The sequence below is a fragment of the Morganella morganii H1r genome, assembly GCF_000633515.1.
GTDB classification, from domain to species: domain Bacteria; phylum Pseudomonadota; class Gammaproteobacteria; order Enterobacterales; family Enterobacteriaceae; genus Morganella; species Morganella morganii_B.
Genome location: NZ_AYMP01000015.1, coordinates 1 through 18,894, shown reverse-complemented (window position 1 = coordinate 18,894; position 18,894 = coordinate 1). Strand labels below are relative to the sequence as shown.

At 49.2% G+C, this 18,894-nt stretch carries 19 protein-coding genes; 13 read left to right on the top strand and 6 right to left on the bottom strand.

Annotated features, from left to right (window positions below; translation table 11 throughout):
* Positions 1-6: 6 nt before the first annotated feature.
* The 4 genes from U868_RS0108775 (at position 7) to tyrR (ending at position 4,610) form a co-directional block, all read left to right on the top strand.
* Entirely contained in the window at positions 7-243 is a 237-nt protein-coding gene (locus U868_RS0108775) for a hypothetical protein (protein ID WP_025152967.1), read from the top strand.
* Positions 224-1,621, top strand: coding sequence for a YcjX family protein (locus U868_RS0108770; protein ID WP_025152966.1), 1,398 nt, complete (start codon positions 224-226; stop codon positions 1,619-1,621). The genes U868_RS0108775 and U868_RS0108770 overlap by 20 nt, the downstream gene beginning before the upstream one ends.
* Complete coding sequence (locus U868_RS0108765; protein WP_025152965.1) at positions 1,618-2,688, top strand: YcjF family protein; 1,071 nt, start codon at positions 1,618-1,620, stop codon at positions 2,686-2,688. Before U868_RS0108770 ends, U868_RS0108765 begins: the two co-directional genes overlap by 4 nt.
* Positions 2,689-3,023: 335 nt before the next feature.
* Positions 3,024-4,610: a transcriptional regulator TyrR gene (gene tyrR / locus U868_RS0108755; RefSeq protein WP_025152964.1), complete on the top strand. Its 1,587-nt coding sequence runs from the start codon at positions 3,024-3,026 to the stop codon at positions 4,608-4,610.
* A 70-nt stretch (positions 4,611-4,680) separates the two neighbouring features.
* On the opposite strand, the gene tpx is transcribed toward tyrR, so the two are convergent.
* Positions 4,681-5,184, bottom strand: coding sequence for a thiol peroxidase (tpx, locus tag U868_RS0108750; RefSeq protein ID WP_025152963.1), 504 nt, complete (start codon positions 5,182-5,184; stop codon positions 4,681-4,683).
* A gap of 162 nt (positions 5,185-5,346) precedes the next feature.
* On the opposite strand from tpx, the gene U868_RS0108745 reads away from it, so the two are divergent.
* A complete protein-coding gene (locus U868_RS0108745; RefSeq protein ID WP_025152962.1) occupies positions 5,347-6,981 on the top strand; it encodes a peptide ABC transporter substrate-binding protein in 1,635 nt (544 codons plus the stop codon).
* A gap of 87 nt (positions 6,982-7,068) precedes the next feature.
* A complete protein-coding gene (gene zntB, locus U868_RS0108740) occupies positions 7,069-8,052 on the top strand; it encodes a zinc transporter ZntB (protein ID WP_025152961.1) in 984 nt (327 codons plus the stop codon).
* Positions 8,053-8,324: 272 nt separating this feature from the next.
* Here zntB and ttcA read toward each other — a convergent pair whose 3' ends face one another.
* The 4 genes from ttcA to U868_RS0108715 all read right to left on the bottom strand — a co-directional run bounded on the left by ttcA (position 8,325) and on the right by U868_RS0108715 (position 11,482).
* Positions 8,325-9,251, bottom strand: coding sequence for a tRNA 2-thiocytidine(32) synthetase TtcA (ttcA, locus tag U868_RS0108735; protein ID WP_025152960.1), 927 nt, complete (start codon positions 9,249-9,251; stop codon positions 8,325-8,327).
* 191 nt (positions 9,252-9,442) lie between these two features.
* Entirely contained in the window at positions 9,443-9,742 is a 300-nt protein-coding gene (locus U868_RS0108730; RefSeq protein ID WP_240182700.1) for a helix-turn-helix domain-containing protein, read from the bottom strand.
* Between the two features lie 86 nt (positions 9,743-9,828).
* Positions 9,829-10,206: a helix-turn-helix domain-containing protein gene (locus U868_RS23540; protein WP_025152958.1), complete on the bottom strand. Its 378-nt coding sequence runs from the start codon at positions 10,204-10,206 to the stop codon at positions 9,829-9,831.
* Positions 10,207-11,137: 931 nt separating this feature from the next.
* Positions 11,138-11,482, bottom strand: coding sequence for a hypothetical protein (locus U868_RS0108715; protein ID WP_025152957.1), 345 nt, complete (start codon positions 11,480-11,482; stop codon positions 11,138-11,140).
* A gap of 185 nt (positions 11,483-11,667) precedes the next feature.
* Here U868_RS0108715 and U868_RS25470 point away from each other — a divergent pair, with 185 nt between their 5' ends.
* The 5 genes from U868_RS25470 (at position 11,668) to U868_RS0108690 (ending at position 15,105) form a co-directional block, all read left to right on the top strand.
* Positions 11,668-11,850 (top strand): hypothetical protein, encoded by a 183-nt coding sequence (locus U868_RS25470; protein WP_045138519.1) that lies wholly within the window; start codon positions 11,668-11,670, stop codon positions 11,848-11,850.
* Positions 11,851-11,962: 112 nt separating this feature from the next.
* The gene (locus U868_RS0108710) at positions 11,963-12,562 is read left to right on the top strand and encodes a pentapeptide repeat-containing protein (RefSeq protein WP_025152956.1); all 600 of its coding nucleotides are present in this window, start codon (positions 11,963-11,965) and stop codon (positions 12,560-12,562) included.
* A gap of 173 nt (positions 12,563-12,735) precedes the next feature.
* A complete protein-coding gene (locus tag U868_RS0108705) occupies positions 12,736-13,290 on the top strand; it encodes a hypothetical protein (RefSeq protein ID WP_025152955.1) in 555 nt (184 codons plus the stop codon).
* 222 nt (positions 13,291-13,512) lie between these two features.
* Positions 13,513-14,805, top strand: coding sequence for a phosphoserine phosphatase (locus tag U868_RS0108695; protein ID WP_025152954.1), 1,293 nt, complete (start codon positions 13,513-13,515; stop codon positions 14,803-14,805).
* Between the two features lie 96 nt (positions 14,806-14,901).
* Positions 14,902-15,105, top strand: coding sequence for a hypothetical protein (locus tag U868_RS0108690; protein WP_025152953.1), 204 nt, complete (start codon positions 14,902-14,904; stop codon positions 15,103-15,105).
* A gap of 38 nt (positions 15,106-15,143) precedes the next feature.
* Here the strand turns inward: U868_RS0108690 and U868_RS0108685 are convergent, their stop codons facing one another.
* Complete coding sequence (locus tag U868_RS0108685) at positions 15,144-16,712, bottom strand: ATP-binding cassette domain-containing protein (RefSeq protein WP_025152952.1); 1,569 nt, start codon at positions 16,710-16,712, stop codon at positions 15,144-15,146.
* A gap of 355 nt (positions 16,713-17,067) precedes the next feature.
* Between U868_RS0108685 and U868_RS0108675 the strand changes: the two genes are divergently transcribed.
* On the top strand, positions 17,068-17,511 hold the full coding sequence (locus tag U868_RS0108675; protein ID WP_025152951.1) for a hypothetical protein: 444 nt from the start codon (positions 17,068-17,070) through the stop codon (positions 17,509-17,511).
* A 109-nt stretch (positions 17,512-17,620) separates the two neighbouring features.
* The gene (locus U868_RS0108670; protein ID WP_025152950.1) at positions 17,621-18,841 is read left to right on the top strand and encodes a sugar transporter; all 1,221 of its coding nucleotides are present in this window, start codon (positions 17,621-17,623) and stop codon (positions 18,839-18,841) included.
* The last annotated feature ends 53 nt before the right edge of the window (positions 18,842-18,894 follow it).

Here is an 18,894-nt window from a genome sequence, read left to right as displayed (position 1 = left end):
AACTGTATGAAATGGCCGGATAAACACACCCTGCTGCGTGCCGGAAAAACCGGGGCGCAGCTGTTAACCACCGCGGCACTGGCAACAGCGCCCGGCGGTATTGCCGGGGTGATTCTGAAATCGGTTACCCGTCCTGCCCTGCGCGGGGCGGCAATACTGGTACTGGAGCCTGTTATCCGTGCCGGTATGAAAAAAGTGATTGGCCGTTTTACACCGGAGAATTATGAAACGACTGCAAAATGAGCTGAGTGCCCTCGTCAACCGGGGGCTGGATCGTCATCTTCGTCTTGCCGTTACCGGACTGAGCCGCAGCGGCAAGACCGCGTTTATTACCTCGTTTGTTAATCAGCTGATGAATGTACAGAGCGGTGCGCGTCTGCCGCTGTTTTCGGCTGCCCGTGACGGCCGTATTCTCGGCGTGAAACGCATCCCGCAGCGGGACCTGGGGGTGCCGCGCTTTGCCTATGATGAAGGGCTGGCCTCGCTGTACGGCACACCACCGGACTGGCCGGTGCCGACGCGCGGTGTCAGCGAAATCCGGCTGAAACTGCGTTACCGCACTCAGGACAGTTTGCTGCGTCACTTTAAAGAAACGTCCACGCTCTACCTGGAAATCGTCGATTACCCGGGAGAGTGGCTGCTGGATCTGCCGATGCTGGAACAGGATTACCTCACCTGGTCGCAGCAGATGAAAACCCTGCTCAAAGGCGAACGGGGTGAATGGGCAGAGCCGTGGCTGGCACTGTGCCGTCAGCTTGATCCTGATGCCCCGGCGGATGAACAGCAGCTGGCCGCTATTGCACAGGCCTATACCGATTACCTGCACCGCTGCAAAGCCGCAGGTTTTCACTTTATCCAGCCGGGTCGTTTTGTACTGCCGGGGGATATGGCCGGTGCACCCGGATTACAGTTTTTCCCGTTTATTACCGACCTGATGCCGGATCCGTCCCGGCTGGCGAAAGCGGCAAAAAGCAGTGTCCTCGGCATGCTGCGCGATCGCTATCAGTATTATTGTGACCATGTGGTCAACGGTTTCTATAAACACTATTTTCAGCATTTCGACCGCCAGATTGTGCTGGTGGATTGCCTGACCCCGCTCAACAGCGGGCCGCAGGCGTTTACGGATATGCGTCTGGCACTGACTCAGCTGATGCAGAGCTTTCATTACGGCAAACGCACACTATTACGCCGCCTGTTTTCCCCCTGTATCGACAAACTGCTGTTTGCCGCCAGCAAAGCGGATCATGTCACTGCCGACCAGCACGCCAATCTTGTGGCGCTGCTTCAGCAGCTGACGCAGTCAGCCTGGCAGCAGGCTGCTTTTGAAGGGATTAAAATGGACTGCACCGGGCTGGCGTCAGTACAGGCCACGGAATACGGCATGGTGATGCATAACGGGGAAAAAATGCCCGCGCTGAAGGGCACCCGGCTGGCAGATAACACCCCGCTGACCTTTTATCCCGGCGAAGTACCGAAACGGCTGCCGGATGCAGACTTCTGGCAGCAGCAGGGATTTCAGTTTGAATCCTTCCGGCCATTACCGATGCGGATGGATACGCCGCTGCCGCATATCCGGATGGACAGTGCGATGGAATTTTTACTGGGAGATAAACTGTCATGAGTGAGCCGATTAAATCCCGGATTGATTTTGAGGAAGCGCCGCTGTCGCCGCCGGTACAGGACATCATAAAACCGGCGCACCAGTTTGCGGATGATGACAGCGTACAGTTTGAACGCACGGAATTCACGGCAGAACAGGCGTCAGACGGGGAAGCGGAAGCCCTGCTGATTCAGGCGCTGAAACCCCGGCGCAGCCTGTGGCGTAAACTGGTCTTTGTTGCGGGCGGTTTGCTGGGGATCAGCGCTGTTGCACAACTGATTCAGTGGGTGAATGATGCCTGGACAGGTAATGACTGGACAGCTCTCGGCGGCATTGCTGCCACTTTTCTGGTACTGATTGCCGCTGCCGGATCCGTTATCACGGAATGGCGGCGTATGTACCGGCTGCGTCAGCGGGCCACAGAGCGCGAAGCGGCAGAGGAATTACTGCAAAGTCACCGTATCGGCGACGGGCGTGCATTTTGTGAAAAACTGGCGAAACAGGCCAATATCCCGTCACACCACCCCGCGTTACAGCAATGGCAGAGCCTGTTACAGAGCAGCCATAATGACCGCGAAGTGGTGACGCTGTACAGTCAGCTCGTTCAGCCGGTAACAGATGAACAGGCGCGCCGTGTGATCAGCCGTTTCGCGGCGGAATCTGCGCTGATGATAGCCGTCAGCCCGCTGGCGCTGGTGGATATGGCCTTTATAGCCTGGCGTAATATCCGGCTGATTAATCAGGTGGCGGCGATTTACGGTATTGAGCTGGGGTATTACAGCCGCCTGCGTCTGTTTAAACTGGTGCTGCTCAATATTGCTTTCGCGGGTGCTTCCGAGCTTATCCGCGAAGTGGGGATGGACTGGCTTTCTCAGGATATCACTGCACGGTTATCCGCCCGTGCCGCACAAGGAATGGGGGCCGGGCTGCTGACCGCCCGTCTGGGGATCAAAGCGATGGAACTGTGCCGTCCGTTGCCCTGGACCGGAACGGATAAACCTAAACTGACGGATTTCCGTAAACAGCTGTTACAGCAGCTTAAACGGGCAGTCCCGAAAGGGAAGAGTGCGGAAAAATCCGCCCTGTAGCCGATAACCCTGCCGGATGCGCATTTTGTGATGTCATCCGGCTTTTTTATACAGAAATTCGTGCCCGGTCACTATTTTTTTCATAACAATCCCGCTATGCTCCCTGCGGGTCGCTGTATCACCTCTCCGGCGCGGTTTGCCGTCCGCGCTGAATAAATCTTCGTTAACCGACTGACATATCTGTACTTTCATTGCCTTTTCACACGGAACTGTGGAGAAACACCGCAGGAACGCATTTATTGTGTCAACAAATCGTGACAGTTTTCATTTTATACCGTAAAATCAGTTTCAATTAACGGGAAAATAATAACTTAAGTGTAAATAGGATCGTAACGATGCGATTGGAAGTAATTTGCCAGGACCGAATCGGACTGACGCGGGAGTTATTGGATCTGCTGGTATTACAAAATATCGACCTCAAAGGCATCGAAATTGCCCGTAACGGCCGGATATACCTCAATTTTATGCAGATCGATTTTTCTGTGTTCCAGTCTCTGATGGCTGAGATCCGCCGGATTCAGGGTGTGGTGGATGTCAGAACTGTTCACTTTATGCCGTCTGAGCGCGAACAGCGCGCCATGTGGGCATTGCTCGAATCCCTGGAAGACCCGATTTTATCCCTCGACCTGCGCGGCAATATTGAACTGGCCAACAGCGCGGCACTCTCCCTGTTTGCCACTACCGAAGAGCGCATCCGTCAGCGCAACATCACTTACTATTTCAGCCAGTTCAACTTCTCCCGCTGGATTGAGGATGATGAACCCGCGCCGTACAAGGAAAGCATCACACTCAAAGGCCGCTCTTACACCCTGAATGTGACGCCGATTAACTTTGACGAAAAAGATGATGCCTCCGCCACTATCGGTGCGGTTGTGCTGCTGCGCACCGTCAGTGAGAGCACCAACGGGCAGAAGCGCCGTATGCAGGTGATGCATTCCGGCAGTTTTGATGATTTGGTGGCGAAAAGCGCCAAAATGCGCCATGTGGTCGAACAGGCACAGCGCATGGCAAAAATGGATTCCCCGCTGTTACTGGTCGGTGAAACCGGCACCGGGAAAGATGTGTTCGCCAAAGCCTGTCATCTCTGCAGTGTGCGCGGTAATCAGCCGTTCCTCGGGCTGAACTGTGCCTCAATGCCGGACGATGTGGTGGAAACTGAGCTGTTCGGTTACGCTGCCGGGGCTTATGCCAACAGCACCGAGCCGAAAAAAGGTTTCTTTGAGCAGGCCAGCGGCGGCACAGTTCTGCTGGATGAAATCGCGGAAATGTCCCCGCAGATGCAGATCAAACTGCTGCGTTTTCTGAATGACGGCACATTCCGCCGTGTCGGGGAAGAGCATGAGGTGAAAGTGGATGTACGGGTTATCTGTGCGACCCAGAAAAATCTGCTGGAGCTGGTTAAGGAAGGCAAATTCCGTGAGGATCTCTATTACCGCCTCAATGTGCTGACGCTGACCATTCCGCCGCTGCGTGAGCATCAGGAAGATATCCTGCCGCTGACCCGGGATTTCGTGAAGCGTTTCTCTGAGGAGCAGGGTTGTGAGGAGCCGCGTCTGGCACCTGAGCTGGGACAGTTCCTTTGTGCTTATCACTGGCCGGGCAACGTCCGTCAGCTGCGCAATGTGATTTATCAGGCACTTTCTTCACTGGAAGGTTCGCTGCTGCGTCCGCAGGACATCGTTCTGCCGGAGCTGGAAGCGGAAATCGGCTTCAGTGAGGACATCCTCAGCGGCTCGCTGGATGATATCACCAAACGGTTTGAGTGCTCTGTGCTGACACGGCTTTACCGCCATTATCCGAGCACCCGTAAGCTGGCGAAACGCCTGAATGTCTCACATACCGCGATCGCCAATAAACTGCGTGAGTACGGGCTGAGCCAGCGGCGCGGTGCGGCAAAAGACGATGAGGGTGAGGAGGCGTAGTTCCTTCCTTCTGTAAAAATAAACCCCGCTACCGTCACCGGCAGCGGGGTTTTTTACAGATACGGGTAACTTATTTCAGTGCATTCAGCGCGCTGTCATAATCCGGCTCTTCGGTGATTTCACCGACCAGCTGGCTGTAAATCACCGTGTCGTTCTCATCCAGTACGATCACCGCACGGGCGCACAGACCGGCCAGCGGGCCGCTGCCGATACCGACACCGTAATTCTCACGGAATTCCGGATCACGCAGGGTGGAGAGCATCACCACATTCTCAATACCTTCCGCACCGCAGAAACGGGACTGTGCAAACGGCAGATCCGCAGAAATACATAACACCACGGTATCGGACAGTTTTGCGGCAGTTTCATTGAATTTGCGTACGGAGGTGGCGCAGACACCGGTATCCACACTCGGGAAAATATTCAGAATCTTACGCTTCCCGGCGAATTTGGTGAGCTGAACATCTGACAAATCATTAGCGACTAATTTAAATGGCACGGCTTTCTCACCGGTACGCGGAAGTGCGCCGTAAACCAGAACATCATTACCCTGAAGTTTTACTGTTTGTGTCATTTTTATCATCCTCTGAACGGGCTCATTATTGTCGGTATCAAAAATACCTTGCAGGTGTATTCTCACCGGATATCGTTAATTAAAATGTAATATCCGGTTGTTGTGTTTCGGTAATCATCAGATAATCTATCGGTTTACCATTTTTAATACAAGGCGCGTGTTATGTTCAGGCCAGCAAAATTTTCCCGTTCCGCACTTCTTGCCGGGACGTTTTTCACTTTTTCTTCACTATTTTGTGCAACAGCGGCGGACATTCCGGCCGGAACACAGCTGGCAAAAGAACAATCTGTTTACCGGCATCTGAAGGATGAACCCGCGTCTCTGGATCCGATTAAAGCGGTCGGACTGACCGAAGCCCAGATCCTGCGTGATTTATTTGAAGGGCTGACCAGCCAGGGGGCGGACGGCAAACCGGTGCCCGGTGTCGCACTTTCCTGGGAGACCCGCAACAATCAGGTGTGGACATTCCGCCTGCGTGACGATGCCCGCTGGTCAGACGGCTCACCGGTGACCGCACAGGACTTTGTCTACAGCTGGCAGCGCCTGGTGAACCCGGAAAACCTCTCTACCTTTGCCTGGTTTGCACCGCTGGCCGGGATTAAAAATGCGCAGGCGATTATCGACGGCAAAATGCTGCCGGAAACCCTCGGTGTTGAAGCCGCTGACAACCGGACACTGCGGGTCACGTTAGACCGTCCTGTGCCGTACTTCCCGAATCTGGCGGCAAACTTCAGCCTTTTCCCGGTACATCGCGCCACGGTGGAAAAATACGGCGACAGCTGGATTCGTACCGGGCATCTGGTCGGCAACGGGGCATTTGTCCTGCATGACCGGGTGGTGAATGAAAAAATTGTCCTGACACCCAATAAGCATTACTGGGATCACAAACACACGGTGCTGACATCGGTCACCTTTGTACCGATTAACCATGAATCTCAGGCCACTAAACGCTATCTGTCCAATGATCTTGATATCACGGAATCGTTCCCGAAAAACCAGTATCAGAAACTGAAACAGGTAATTCCGGATCAGATTTATATCCCGGATCAGCTCGGTACCTATTATTACGCCTTCAATACACAGCGCGCGCCGACAAACGACCCGCGCGTGCGGCAGGCGTTGTCCATGACCATTGACCGTGCGGTGATCGCAGAGAAAGTACTGGGTACAGGCGAAAAACCGGCCTGGCATTTCACGCCGGATGTTACTGCCGGGTTTACACCGGAGCCGGGCCTGTACCAGAAATTTACACAGGATGAGCTCGACAGCCAGGCAAAAACCCTGCTGGCCGCTGCCGGTTACGGTCCGCACAATCCGCTGAAATTATCCCTGCTGTATAACAGTTCGGAAAACCATCAGAAAATTGCCATTGCCATCGGGTCGATGTGGAAGAAAAAACTGGGTGCGGAAGTGAAACTGGTCAATCAGGAATGGAAAACCTATATCGACAGCCGCAATACCGGTAATTTTGATGTGATCCGTGCTTCCTGGGTCGGGGATTACAACGAACCATCAACCTTCCTGTCTTTGCTGACCAGCACACACAGCGGCAATATCGCACAGTATCACAATGAAAAATATGATGCTCTGCTGAAAACCGCCGCGCTGGAAACAGATGATAACGCCCGTAATACCGACTATAACGATGCCGAAAAACTGCTGGCGGAAGACATGCCGATAGCACCAATCTATCAGTATACCAACGGCCGTCTGATTAAACCGTGGCTGAAGGGATATCCGGTCAATAATCCGGAAGATGTGGCATACAGCCATAATCTCTATATTATTAAACACTAAGCCTGCTTCCGGCACCTGCTGCGGACGGCGGCAGGCACCGGCTGAACACACTCAGCTGCTGTTTTCACGGACAATGGGGAGAGACGCATGAGCGCTTTGTACGGATCTGCTTTTCAGGGAACAGATCCCATCTGCCGGGTGCAGTTTGACGGAGAGGGCGGCTGTACGCCGGTGGATGTCAACGCGGTTGCCGGAATAAAACAGCCGGTATGGCTGCATCTGGACTACCTTTCCGGCGGTAATCAGCACTGGTTATGTGAAACGGAACTATTGCCGCCGCAGGCGCGTGACGGACTGACGAAAGAGGTGATCCGCCCGCGGGCTGTCCGTATCGGCGAAGGTGCATTAATAACCCTGCAAACCATTAATAATAATGACGGCGACCGGCCGGATCAGCTGGTGGCTTTCCGCATCTGGATCTGCGGCAGTTATATTATTTCCACCCGCCACCGTAAAGTACATTCTATTCAGACCATTCAGGATGACTTACAGAACGGGGAAGGGGTGAAAAATACCGGAGAATGGCTGGCAGAAGCCGCATTCTGTATCACCGATGAAGTGGCGGATTTTATTGAAGATCTGCACGATACCCTGATTGATATGGAAGATGCGATACTCGATCAGCATATTCCGGCACGCGGGGAGCTGGCGTTGCTGCGCAAACAACTGATTGTACTGCGCCGCTACATGGCACCGCAGCGGGACGTGTTTTCCCGGCTGGCCTCTGAGCGTTACACCTGGCTCTCAGAGCAGGACAGACACCAGCTGACCGATATCAGTGACCGTCTGGGGCGGATTATTGACGATATTGACTCCTGTATCGCACGGACATCGGTTATCTCGGATGAAATCACTAATATGATGGCGGATGCCATGAACCGGCGTACTTACACGATGTCGCTGCTGGCAATGGTCTTTCTGCCGACAACCTTTCTGACCGGATTGTTCGGGGTCAATCTCGGCGGGATTCCGGGAGGGGATTTTCCGTTTGCCTTCAGTTTGTTCTGTGTGGGGCTGGCGGGTGTTATCGGATTTGTTGCCTGGTGGTTACGTAAGAGTAACTGGTTGTAAAAACGTGCATTTTTATATGATTTTACGTAGCGGACTTGAGATATATCAAGAAATGCCTCGCCCGGTTAGGGCACTATTACTCCCGCAGGTGAATACAACGTTGAGCGATGAACGTTGTGCTCCATAATTGTAGTTTTTCTCATATTGAGTTCTTATACAGAATATTGACCATTATCATGCCGGTGTATTTTATACATCGGTTTTTTTTTGCCTGAAACAGACCACCGGCATTCAGGCCGCGCCCTCCGTGGCACGGCACTATAACAGCGTGATTATTTCACTTCCGTCACATCCAGACGCAATTCTGTGAAATCCGGGCTTTCGCGGTCATCATCCTCATCATCCCATACCGGCTGAACCGGCAGAGTTTCGCGGTCAAATGCAAGATCACCGCCATCGACGACTTCACTGCCGTGATGGATAGATTTGAAATCGAATAATTCAGTGTCACATAAATGCGATGGCACGACATTCTGGGTAGCGCGGAACATGGTTTCAATCCGGCCCGGGTAGCGTTTATCCCAGTCACGCAGCAGATCTTTTATTACCTGCCGCTGGAGATTCGGCTGAGAGCCGCACAGGTTACACGGAATGATCGGGAACCCTTTGGCTTCGGCGAAACGCTCAATGTCTTTCTCGCGGCAATAGGCCAGCGGGCGGATGACCACATGTTTACCGTCATCACTCATCAGCTTCGGCGGCATGCCTTTGAGTTTTCCGCCGTAAAACATATTCAGGAACAGGGTTTGCAGAATATCGTCACGGTGATGTCCGAGGGCGATTTTTGTTGCACCCAGTTCAGTCGCGGTACGGTACAAAATCCCCCGGCGCAGACGGGAACACAGGGAGCAGGTGGTTTTCCCTTCCGGAATTTTCTCTTTCACAATTCCGTAGGTATTTTCTTCGACGATTTTGTATTCAACACCCAGCTTTTCCAGATATTCCGGCAAAATATGCTCAGGGAAACCCGGCTGTTTCTGATCGAGATTCACAGCCACCAGGGAAAAACGGATTGGTGCGCTCTGCTGCAGGCTCTGCAGAACAGAAAGCAGGGTGTAACTGTCTTTGCCGCCGGACAGGCAAACCATAATGCGGTCGCCGTCCTCAATCATATTAAAATCTGCGATCGCTTTGCCGGTATGGCTGCGCAGGCGCTTTTGCAACTTATTGATGTTGTACTGTTCTTTCGGTGTATTCATGTCTTACTGTTCTTTACGGGTTTGGCTGGTGCCTGAATCAGGCCGGCCGCACGGCAACGGAAATCTGAAATAAGGACGCAATGATAGCAGAAGGACGGGGGATTCGGATACGTATCGATTAAAAAGGATGGCAGCCCGGAACGGCATGATCCGGGATGATGGGGACGGGCTGTTGGTACTGACGAAATGTGTTATTTTTTGCTGCGGGTTTTACCTCTGCCTCTGTTCTTCATATCAATCGTGATCATGTCACAGTCAGTTTCCTGACTCTTTTTTTCTTTATAATTCAGTGTATTCAGCCGATTATTTTTTTCGATACAATCAATAAAGAAGCTTTTGACATCGACATTAAATAAAAAAGAGAGCTGTAACAGTGTGCTGGCTCTTATATTAGTAACACCCTGCTCATAACGGGATATCTGCTGCTGACTTAATCCTAACAATTCGGCCAGTGCTTTGCCGGAAAGGCCGGATGATTTCCGTTTTCTCATAATTTGCCGGCCAATAAAGAGACTGATTTCTCTCTCATTCATACGCTATGCCCTTAAATAAAATGCTGTGTGTAATGATAAATTTATTAATTATGTTTATATTGTTCAAATGTTCCGAGATAACTGCCATCGGTATAAGAATTAAAGTGATTTGACATATGGGATAATAATTTTTTTGAATCCGGGTCTCTGTTTAAAATAAATAATACTCTGTGTATAAACTTTTCCGGGGATATATTAAAAATGCGTAATATTAATATCAGCGTATCCAGCGGAATAGCACTGTCACCATTTTCATAACGGGATATTTGCTGCTGTGATAGCTGTATTATTGTACCTAATTCATAGCCGGTGATACCTTTTGATTTTCGTAATATTTTAATTTCCTGGCCTATAACAGCGTGAAGTTCCTTTTTAAAGACCTGGTGTTGACAACTAAGTACGTGGCAATTATCGGGCTGCATAAAGATACCATCAGGACGTCATTAAACTAAATGTATATTCTGAATACCATAATAGAAAGTGTCTGTAAGGCAAAAACAGTATATTGTGCATAATATGCAAGCCTTATATTGGTTGTCAATAAATAAAATCCACAGTAAAAAGGGACAAAAAATAGAAAGTAAAATTTAAAACTGAAAATATACAGATATTGCAACGGGCATAAGAAAAGGAAATGCTGAAATGAGTAATTTCGTATCCAATTGATTTTTAAATAAAAATAAAACATCTGATTAACGAGAGAATAAATAACACTTCTCTGTTGTATCAATACGCATTCAGTGGGTTTTTCTGTGAGGCGGCCGGTATGATGATATTCTTTTTATAGCTATTATAATTGAATATATCAACTTTTTTGCCACTCACGGCATAAATGGCAGTTAATTACGCTGCGATAAGCAAGATAAATGGCGTTGTTGTGTGTATGTTCAGACTACGGTTTTCATCAGAAAATGATGTGTGATTGTGAAAATAAGGTATACGCGGCATGATTGAAAGGATAACGGCAAAAGTCTCAATATCTTTAGTATCTGTTACGTAATATTTTGTTTTTGTTTACTTTTCAGGTACGTGATTAATGGAAAAATATCTTTTATTTCATTGTGTTGATGATGATATTCTTTATTTGTTGTTCAGAACCGTATTCAATACGTACCGGGTGATTATTTATCAAAAATGATAGTTCGTTATAAACAGGAGAAATCAAACGCTTGTTTATATCAAAAATAAAACAACTGTAACAATGATGCAACATTCAAGGATAATAACAATAATAACCTGATATATTATTCGTTATTACCTTCTGTTACTCATTTCAGGCACCGGTGAATACTGCCTGAATATATATCATGACTGACAACATAAGCTGATGGCAGTCATGATAATGACTAAGATTTAAGCGTTTTTTTGCATGATGTTATTGAATGTTTTTACGATCAGCAGATTACCATTTTTCAGCGCAGCATAATTTTCTTTTATTTCTGATGCAGCGTATTCGCGGATTTCATTATTCAGATAGTCAATCAGCTCAGCTTTACACTCTTTGTTTGATTTATCCAAAGAAGAAAAAGGTGCGCTGAGATCTTTATTATCCTCTATCAGTCGCTGAAGGAGTGATTTATCTGCGGCCCGTTCAAAATACTGACCGACAGTAATAACCCGCTCAAGGCCGGTCAGCTTCATAACCATCAATGTTAATCTGGTGCATACAGAATAAACAGTCTTATTACTGACAGACATACTTACCTCATTTACAAAAATCATATGATTTATACTGCTATGAAGGTTTACAGTATTTGCCCTTTTTTAAAAGGTAGAATAATCTGAATGTTGCACAGAATAATAAAATTATACCAATACAGATTACGTATTAGTGCGTAAAATGCGTTTTTCCACGTAGTGCTTTCATCAAAAGGGATAACAGAATGACCAGAAAAATATTGAGCCTGTTTATATTATTGCTTTTGTCCGGATGTGGTTCATCAGGTTCACAACCGGAAAAATATGAAAGGAATAAGGAAGACCCTTATAAAAACAGCACGGTAAATACTATCCGTGAAAATCAGGAGATTTACAGGGAACAGCTGAGAACAAAAGGGATTTGGTAAGTGCGCGGCGGGTGCAGAAGAAAGAATCTGCTATCAAAACGGATAAGGGCTATGAAAATATCCGGCAAACACGTACTTTCTCTGGAGAGCCAAAACCTGACGGAGGTAATTCATGGCGGATATAGCAGATAAACAGGAATATAGCGGCACACGGTTTGAAAAAGCGGATTTCAGTGACCGGACAATCCGTGATGCGGTATTTGAGGACTGCACATTTATCCGTTGTGATTTCAGCTCAGCGGTTGCGCAGCAGTGCCGTTTTACGGACTGTGTGTTTGATCAATGCAATATGAGTTTACTGGCGGTACCGGAAACCCGGTTTTCCGGTACTGAATTTACCGGCACGAAAATGATTGGTATTGACTGGACAAAAGCATACTGGCCGAAGTTTGATTTTTATTCTCAGCTGGTGTTTAAAGAGTGTATTTTAGACAGTAATAACTTTTTTGACCTCAGATTGCATGAATCTCACTTTGAATCCTGCCGGATCCATAATGCGGATTTCAGACAGACGGAGCTGAATAAATCCGTCATACAGGACTGCGATTTAACCGATACCCTGTTTATGCACACCAATCTGGAAGGCGCGGATTTTACCGGCTCTCACTCTTTTTATATCGATATCCGTGAAAACAAAACCGCCAAAGCCACATTTTCCGCATACGAAGCCCTGAATCTGCTGCGGGTGCTTGATATCCGTCTGGCTGATTAAATCGTGCGGGGCCGGGCAGATATACCGGATATCTGCGGAATAAAGCGTATAATTACGCAGTAACAGCTTCATCAAATCTGATTTTGATGAATAAAGCGACAGTAAGGCTTCTGGTCACTTGCCGGTCTTTGGTATGATCAGTAATAAGTAACTCAATGTATACGGGCGGGGCAATGAGAAAATTTATTCTGTCAGGGATTATGGCCGCATTATTATCCGGCTGTGCAGGCACAGGAAGTAAAACACCGGAAGCACCCTGGGGCTTTACATGGGGGCAGACGCCCGCAGAATTAAAAGCGCTGAATCTGGACGATTTTGACTGTACAAAAACCCGTGACGGCGGACAATTATGCAGTTCACTGGCATCACCGGATGTTGAAAAGCAATTCTTTATGATGGTCTTTTCACCGGAAGGGCAAAAATTAAATGCAATATCCCGCTTCGGTGTCTGGAGCCATGATCAGGCCGCATTACTGAATGAATACGATAAAGTGAATGCGGAAATGGAGAAAATCTACGGCAAACCGGCCGGGATAAATGAAGAATATGATCGCAAAACGCCGTTTCTGGCAAAAGTCGCCAAAGGAAAAATCGGGCAGTTTAAGCGCAAATATGAATCAGAAGATACCGAGGTTGTGGTGGGGGTGGTCAGTAATGCCAATCTGGTACAGATAAATGATGAAAAAGATGTCACTTATACAGTACTGACCATGTATACACTGAAATAAACCGGTACGGTGGTGCTGAATATTATCACTATGATTCAGCACCGTTCCTTCCTTATTCATCCGGGTATGGTAACCCGGTGTCATCAGCATATTTCCTGACACGCCCGGTAAAAGAGTGTGATCAGTTTCGCTTAATGCCATCCGTTGCTGATTTTTGATACAGCAAAAAAATAGCCTGTGGTATCCCTTTTATCAGTTTTTTTATTTCAAAGGGGATTATCAATGAAATTTATTAATCGTTACAGTGCTATTGCACTGGCTGTGGGTATGTTGTCACTGAATATGACTGCTCAGGCTGAGACTGTTTCCCTGAATGTCGCCGCAGCATCGCAGGCCGTGACAGAAATAACGGTGTTACAGCAGGGTCAGTGGGACAGTTTTAATAAACAGCGCCTGGATACCATGATTGCCAAAGCAAAACAGTCACCGGCACATACCTATTATGCGGTGTTTGACTTTGATAACACGACGGCATTTCTGGATATTGAAGAAGCGGTCATGATTTATCAGCTTGAGCACCTGTTATTTGCCATGACACCGCAGGAACTGAAATCCGTTATTTACAAAGATATTCCGGCCGGGAATTTTTCTGCTGAGTTCAACAATAAAAATGGTAAACCGGTCAATATTGAAAAGGTCGGTGCCGATATTCTGGAAAGCTACCAGTGGCTGTATGATAATTATGATGGACTGAAGGGGGATAAGCCGCTGTCTGAAATCAAAAAGTCGCCGCATTATCAGAATTTCATCACCAAAATGCGCTATTTATATGCGGCAATCGGCGGCACCTTTGACCATGCTGTTTCCTATCCGTGGGTGACCTACTTATTTATGAATATGACACCGGAGCAGGTTGCGGATATTACCGCGAAAACGATTGAATGGCAGAAATCAGAGCCGGTTGAAGGTGTGGTATGGGAAAGCCCTGAGTCGTTACCGGGACAGGCGGGTATTGTTGAAATTGACTGGCATAATGGCTTCCGTCTGGTACCGGAAATGCAGGATCTGTATCAGGTGCTGCAAAAATCGGGTATTGATGTCTATGTAATTTCCGCGTCGAACCTGGAAGTGATTAAATCGATTGTCACGCAACCGCCATATTCCGTACCGGAATCACAGGTATTTGCCATGCATTTACTGCGCACCAAAGATAATAAACTGACATCCGATCTGGACCCGGTTTATCCGCAGACGCAGGGTAAAGGGAAAACAGAGACTATCCGCAAATTTATTCAGGATAAATATGCCGGTAAAGGGCCGTTATTAGTCGCCGGTGACAGTGAAGGCGACCAGAATATGATGTCCGACTTCCCGGATACGGAGGTGGTGCTGATTATTAACCGTCTGCGTTCACCGGATACCCTTATCGGGCAGTTATCAAAACAGGCGGTTAAAGAGCACGGTCAGAAGGACGCCAAAGTATTATTGCAGGGACGTAATGACAGCACCGGTGTATTTGTGCCGTCACAGCTACATACTCCGTTGGGTGCAAAAGAAGGGCGGGCATTAAAATAACAGCGGTGTCCGGCAGTTTAAGGAAATACTGATAACCCCGGCCGGTAATACACACTATGATAGGAAAAATTATCATTACAGGGAATTCAGAAGGATATGGATAAATATATTGTGTGTTATGAAGGTCTGGGGTTAACCGGCTCGGTATTATTCCGCAGTCAGGTGGCCATTAATACCGATATCAGCAGAACGGAGGCGGAGCGTTTTATCGCACTGTTCAATAATGCGGCTGCGTCAGATGCGGCAAAGCATAATATTAATGCGGCACGTTATGTCATTGTGAATATCTGCAAATTATAACAATAAAAATACGGCGGTAATCCCGCCGTATTTTTATTTCAGGCTAAGGTCAGTGTATGGGTCATGGCACAATGTTCAGTAAATGCCTCATCATGGCTGACCAGCAATAACACGCCTTTATAACTGCGCAGCACATTTTCCAGTAATAGCCGGGAATCGAGATCCAGATGATTATCCGGTTCATCCAGCAGTAAAATATCCGGCAGAGGTTCGGATAATGTTAATGCCAGCAGCGTGACTTTCAGTTGCTCACCACCGCTTAATTGTGACAGCGGAATTAATCCCTTATCACCTCTGATCCGCAATGCACCGAGATGAGTGCGCCAGGTTTGTGCCGGAATGGCCGGGTCAAATTCACACAGTGCTTCTGTGACCGGCAGGGCTTTATTCAGCAGCGTCAGGTGTTGATCCAGATAGCGTAAGCGGCCGTGCAGGGAGTAATCCCCGGATTTTGCAGTAAGCAAACCTGCCAGCACTTTCAGTAATGTGGATTTTCCGCAGCCGTTGCGCCCGGCAATATGCCAGTGCTCACCACCGGAAATGGTCAGTGACAGCGGCTCTTGTGTGCCGGACGGTAAAATCAGATCACGGGCGTTAATCCGCACCCGTTTTTGCTCTCCGGTATAATTAAAAGCCAGCATTTGCGGGGTGATATGCTGTATTTTCTCATTCACTTCCCGGCGCTGACTGTCCAGCTGAGTCATAACCCGCTCATGACGGCCGGTTATTTTTGATTGTTGTTTCTCCGCTTTATTCTTTTTCATGTCCAGCAGCAGGGCAGAGGAGGAGCCGGATGAACGGACTTTCTCACCCTGACGGCGGCGCTGCGCTTTCTTTTCCAGTGCGCGCTGCAACGCCGTTTTTTCTCTGTTCAGCTGCGATTGTAACTGCTTCTCTTCACTCAGTAATGCGCTGAACTGAAAGGCTTTCTGTTCCGCATAATGGGTGTAATTGCCGCCGTACTCTTCCAGTACGGACGGCGTGAGCTCAAAAATCCGCTGCATGGTGTCGAGCAAACGGCGCTCGTGGCTGATCACCAATGCCCCGGCCGGGTGATTCCGCAGTTGCTCATTCAGCCAGCAGCGTCCGGCGGCATCCAGATGGTTTCTGGGTTCGTCCAGTAACAGGAAGGCGCGCGGCTGCAAAAAGGCGCGGCAGAGTGCCAGCCGGGTTTGTTCACCGCCGCTCAGGTTTGTGCAGAGGGTGTCCGCCGGGAGATGCGCCAGGTGTGCACTTTCCAGCAGGGATTGCTGCTGTCGCGGCATATCCCATTTATCCGCCAGAAAATCATAATCCTCTGCGGTGGCGGTGCCATCCTCTGTGCGGCGCAGTGCGGCCTGAATTTCTGCGGTTCCGAGTGCATCCGCCAGTGTGATACCGGAAAGGCGGGTCAGCTGTGGTACGTAATAAAACGGCACCTGCCAGCTGACCGTACCGGTTGCCGGCTGCCGCTGCTGCGCGAGCAGCGACATCAGCACGGATTTACCGCGCCCGTTATGACCGGTCAGCCCCTGAACCTGACGGGTTAATGTGCCGCTGATGTTGTCAAACAGCGGAATATCGTTAAATGTCACTGATAAGTGAGAAAAATGGCATTGTACGGACATACAAAAGCTCCTGAATAAACAGGGGCAGGCGGATTTACCGGATAAAAAAGAAAACGATGATGAGGATAGCTGCCTGCCCGATATCAAAACAGCGCATTCGTAAAAATGCGGATGATACAGCAATGGGATTCAGGCAATTAAATCATGTCGGCAGACATCCTCAGGGGAAATGAACTGCGGCAATGGTGTCAAATAAAAGCAGAGTTGTAAACTCCCGGTTTCCGGGATTTCCGCAGAGTACGCAGGAATGATTTTTTCACGGAATGTTACTGTCAATCGCCGGTATTTTCGTTATTCTGTCCGGCCTTGATATTTTTTATTTTCCGGCAGCGGAAATTCAGCAACAGGATGGGTTATGAGTTCAGCAGAAACGGTATATCAGGTTGATCAGAAACGCAGAATTATCACCTGTATCATTACATTCTTTGTGGTTATTGCGCTTTATATCGCACTGGCGTACTTATTCCAGACACGGATGCCGGGCGTGGCTGCCGCGCTGGGTCTGACGGTGTATGTCTATATCGCGCAGTTCCCGGTAATTAAAGTGTACGGTGATAAACTGACGTCCAAAATTGCGGTCGGTAAAGTGGTATCTATGCCGTTTGACGGCGGTCATTTTTCCCTGCAGGAAGTGAAGGGGCTGAAAGCGTTAATGGTCTCTTTCTCCTCGGATTCTTATATTCTGAGCTATCATCCGGCAAACAGCCGCCGTGTCCGTATTGTCGGGCCGACACTGAAAAAAGCACAGTTGAAAGCGATTTTTGATGCCATCCCGGCACAGTCAAAACGTGCATTATAATGCGGTAACCCGGTTCCCGTACTTCCCGTGATAATCCCATGTGTTACCATGGTCACACTTTTCTGCTCAAAAGCTGTATCGATACAGCTTTTCTTTACGGGGGACCATAATGACTGAAGCCCTGTCACGAAATCAGGCCTGGCTGCGGGTGATGGTACTTGCGGTGGCGGCATTTGTATTTAATACCACTGAATTTATTCCGGTTGCGCTGCTGAGTGATATCTCGGCGGGCTTTGCAATGCAGCCCGCAGAGACCGGACTGATAATCACCATTTATGCCTGGGTGGTGGCATTGACGTCTTTGCCGCTGATGCTGCTGACGGCGCGTATTGAGCGGCGCAAATTGCTGCTCTGGCTGTTTACCGTGTTTGTGATAAGTCACATCGTGTCCGGGCTGGCACAACGTTTTGATGTGCTGGTGATCAGCCGGATCGGTGTGGCGCTGGCGCATGCGGTGTTCTGGTCGATCACCGCGTCTCTGGCGGTCAGGGTGGCACCGCCCGGTAAAAAATCCCAGGCACTGGGGCTGCTGGCGACCGGGACGGCGCTGGCAACCGTGCTGGGGCTGCCGATAGGCCGTGTTATCGGGCAGTGGGTCGGCTGGCGGATGACGTTTTTCTGTATCGGCGGCCTGGCGTTGATCACCATGGCGGCGATGGCACGTTTTCTTCCGCTGCTGCCGAGTGAGCATTCCGGTTCACTGAAAAGTATTCCGGTTCTGTTCAGGCGGCCTGCATTAGTGGGGATTTTTGTGCTGACCGCGATTGTGGTCACCGGGCATTTCACGGCTTATAACTATATTGAGCCGTTTGTGCAGACCGTTGCCGGGAAATCACAGGATTTCGCCACGCTGTTTCTGCTGATTTTCGGGGCAGCGGGGATTATCGGCAGTGTGATTTTCAGCCGTTACAATACGCGGCTGCCGTTGCTGTTTTTGCCTGCGGCGATAACGTTACTGACGGTATGTCTGATGCTGCTGCTGACCAGCCGCGTGACCGATACTGCGCTGATTATCCTCGGGGTTGTCTGGGGGATCGGTATGATGTGCACCGCGCTGGGGTTACAGGTCAAAGTGATTGATTTATCACCGGATGCCACCGATCTGGCGATGTCTGTTTATTCCGGCATTTTTAATATCGGTATCGGCGGCGGGGCGCTGCTCGGTAATCAGGTGATTATTCATATGGGAATGGAACAGATAGGCTATGCCGGGGCGGTATTTGCGGTGGCGGGTGTGGTTATCTCACTGTTTGTTTTCAGCCGTTACCGGGCTTTGTTTATACAAAGGCCGAAAGCGGAGAGCCGTATTACCTCGCATAATCCGTCATAAATTAATCATATCCCGCACCGTTTCGCTGCGGGATTTTTTGTACACAGAAAACC

Excerpts from the sequence above, each read along its gene's own strand:
- U868_RS0108775 (WP_025152967.1), top strand. The coding sequence starts at position 7 with ATGAAATGGCCGGATAAACACACCCTGCTGCGTGCCGGAAAAACCGGG.
- U868_RS0108770 (WP_025152966.1), top strand. The coding sequence starts at position 224 with ATGAAACGACTGCAAAATGAGCTGAGTGCCCTCGTCAACCGGGGGCTG.
- U868_RS0108765 (WP_025152965.1), top strand. The coding sequence starts at position 1,618 with ATGAGTGAGCCGATTAAATCCCGGATTGATTTTGAGGAAGCGCCGCTG.
- tyrR (WP_025152964.1), top strand. The coding sequence starts at position 3,024 with ATGCGATTGGAAGTAATTTGCCAGGACCGAATCGGACTGACGCGGGAG.
- tpx (WP_025152963.1), bottom strand. The coding sequence starts at position 5,184 with ATGACACAAACAGTAAAACTTCAGGGTAATGATGTTCTGGTTTACGGC.
- U868_RS0108745 (WP_025152962.1), top strand. The coding sequence starts at position 5,347 with ATGTTCAGGCCAGCAAAATTTTCCCGTTCCGCACTTCTTGCCGGGACG.
- zntB (WP_025152961.1), top strand. The coding sequence starts at position 7,069 with ATGAGCGCTTTGTACGGATCTGCTTTTCAGGGAACAGATCCCATCTGC.
- ttcA (WP_025152960.1), bottom strand. The coding sequence starts at position 9,251 with ATGAATACACCGAAAGAACAGTACAACATCAATAAGTTGCAAAAGCGC.
- U868_RS0108730 (WP_240182700.1), bottom strand. The coding sequence starts at position 9,742 with ATGAGAAAACGGAAATCATCCGGCCTTTCCGGCAAAGCACTGGCCGAA.
- U868_RS23540 (WP_025152958.1), bottom strand. The coding sequence starts at position 10,206 with ATGCAGCCCGATAATTGCCACGTACTTAGTTGTCAACACCAGGTCTTT.
- U868_RS0108715 (WP_025152957.1), bottom strand. The coding sequence starts at position 11,482 with ATGTCTGTCAGTAATAAGACTGTTTATTCTGTATGCACCAGATTAACA.
- U868_RS25470 (WP_045138519.1), top strand. The coding sequence starts at position 11,668 with ATGACCAGAAAAATATTGAGCCTGTTTATATTATTGCTTTTGTCCGGA.
- U868_RS0108710 (WP_025152956.1), top strand. The coding sequence starts at position 11,963 with ATGGCGGATATAGCAGATAAACAGGAATATAGCGGCACACGGTTTGAA.
- U868_RS0108705 (WP_025152955.1), top strand. The coding sequence starts at position 12,736 with ATGAGAAAATTTATTCTGTCAGGGATTATGGCCGCATTATTATCCGGC.
- U868_RS0108695 (WP_025152954.1), top strand. The coding sequence starts at position 13,513 with ATGAAATTTATTAATCGTTACAGTGCTATTGCACTGGCTGTGGGTATG.
- U868_RS0108690 (WP_025152953.1), top strand. The coding sequence starts at position 14,902 with ATGGATAAATATATTGTGTGTTATGAAGGTCTGGGGTTAACCGGCTCG.
- U868_RS0108685 (WP_025152952.1), bottom strand. The coding sequence starts at position 16,712 with ATGTCCGTACAATGCCATTTTTCTCACTTATCAGTGACATTTAACGAT.
- U868_RS0108675 (WP_025152951.1), top strand. The coding sequence starts at position 17,068 with ATGAGTTCAGCAGAAACGGTATATCAGGTTGATCAGAAACGCAGAATT.
- U868_RS0108670 (WP_025152950.1), top strand. The coding sequence starts at position 17,621 with ATGACTGAAGCCCTGTCACGAAATCAGGCCTGGCTGCGGGTGATGGTA.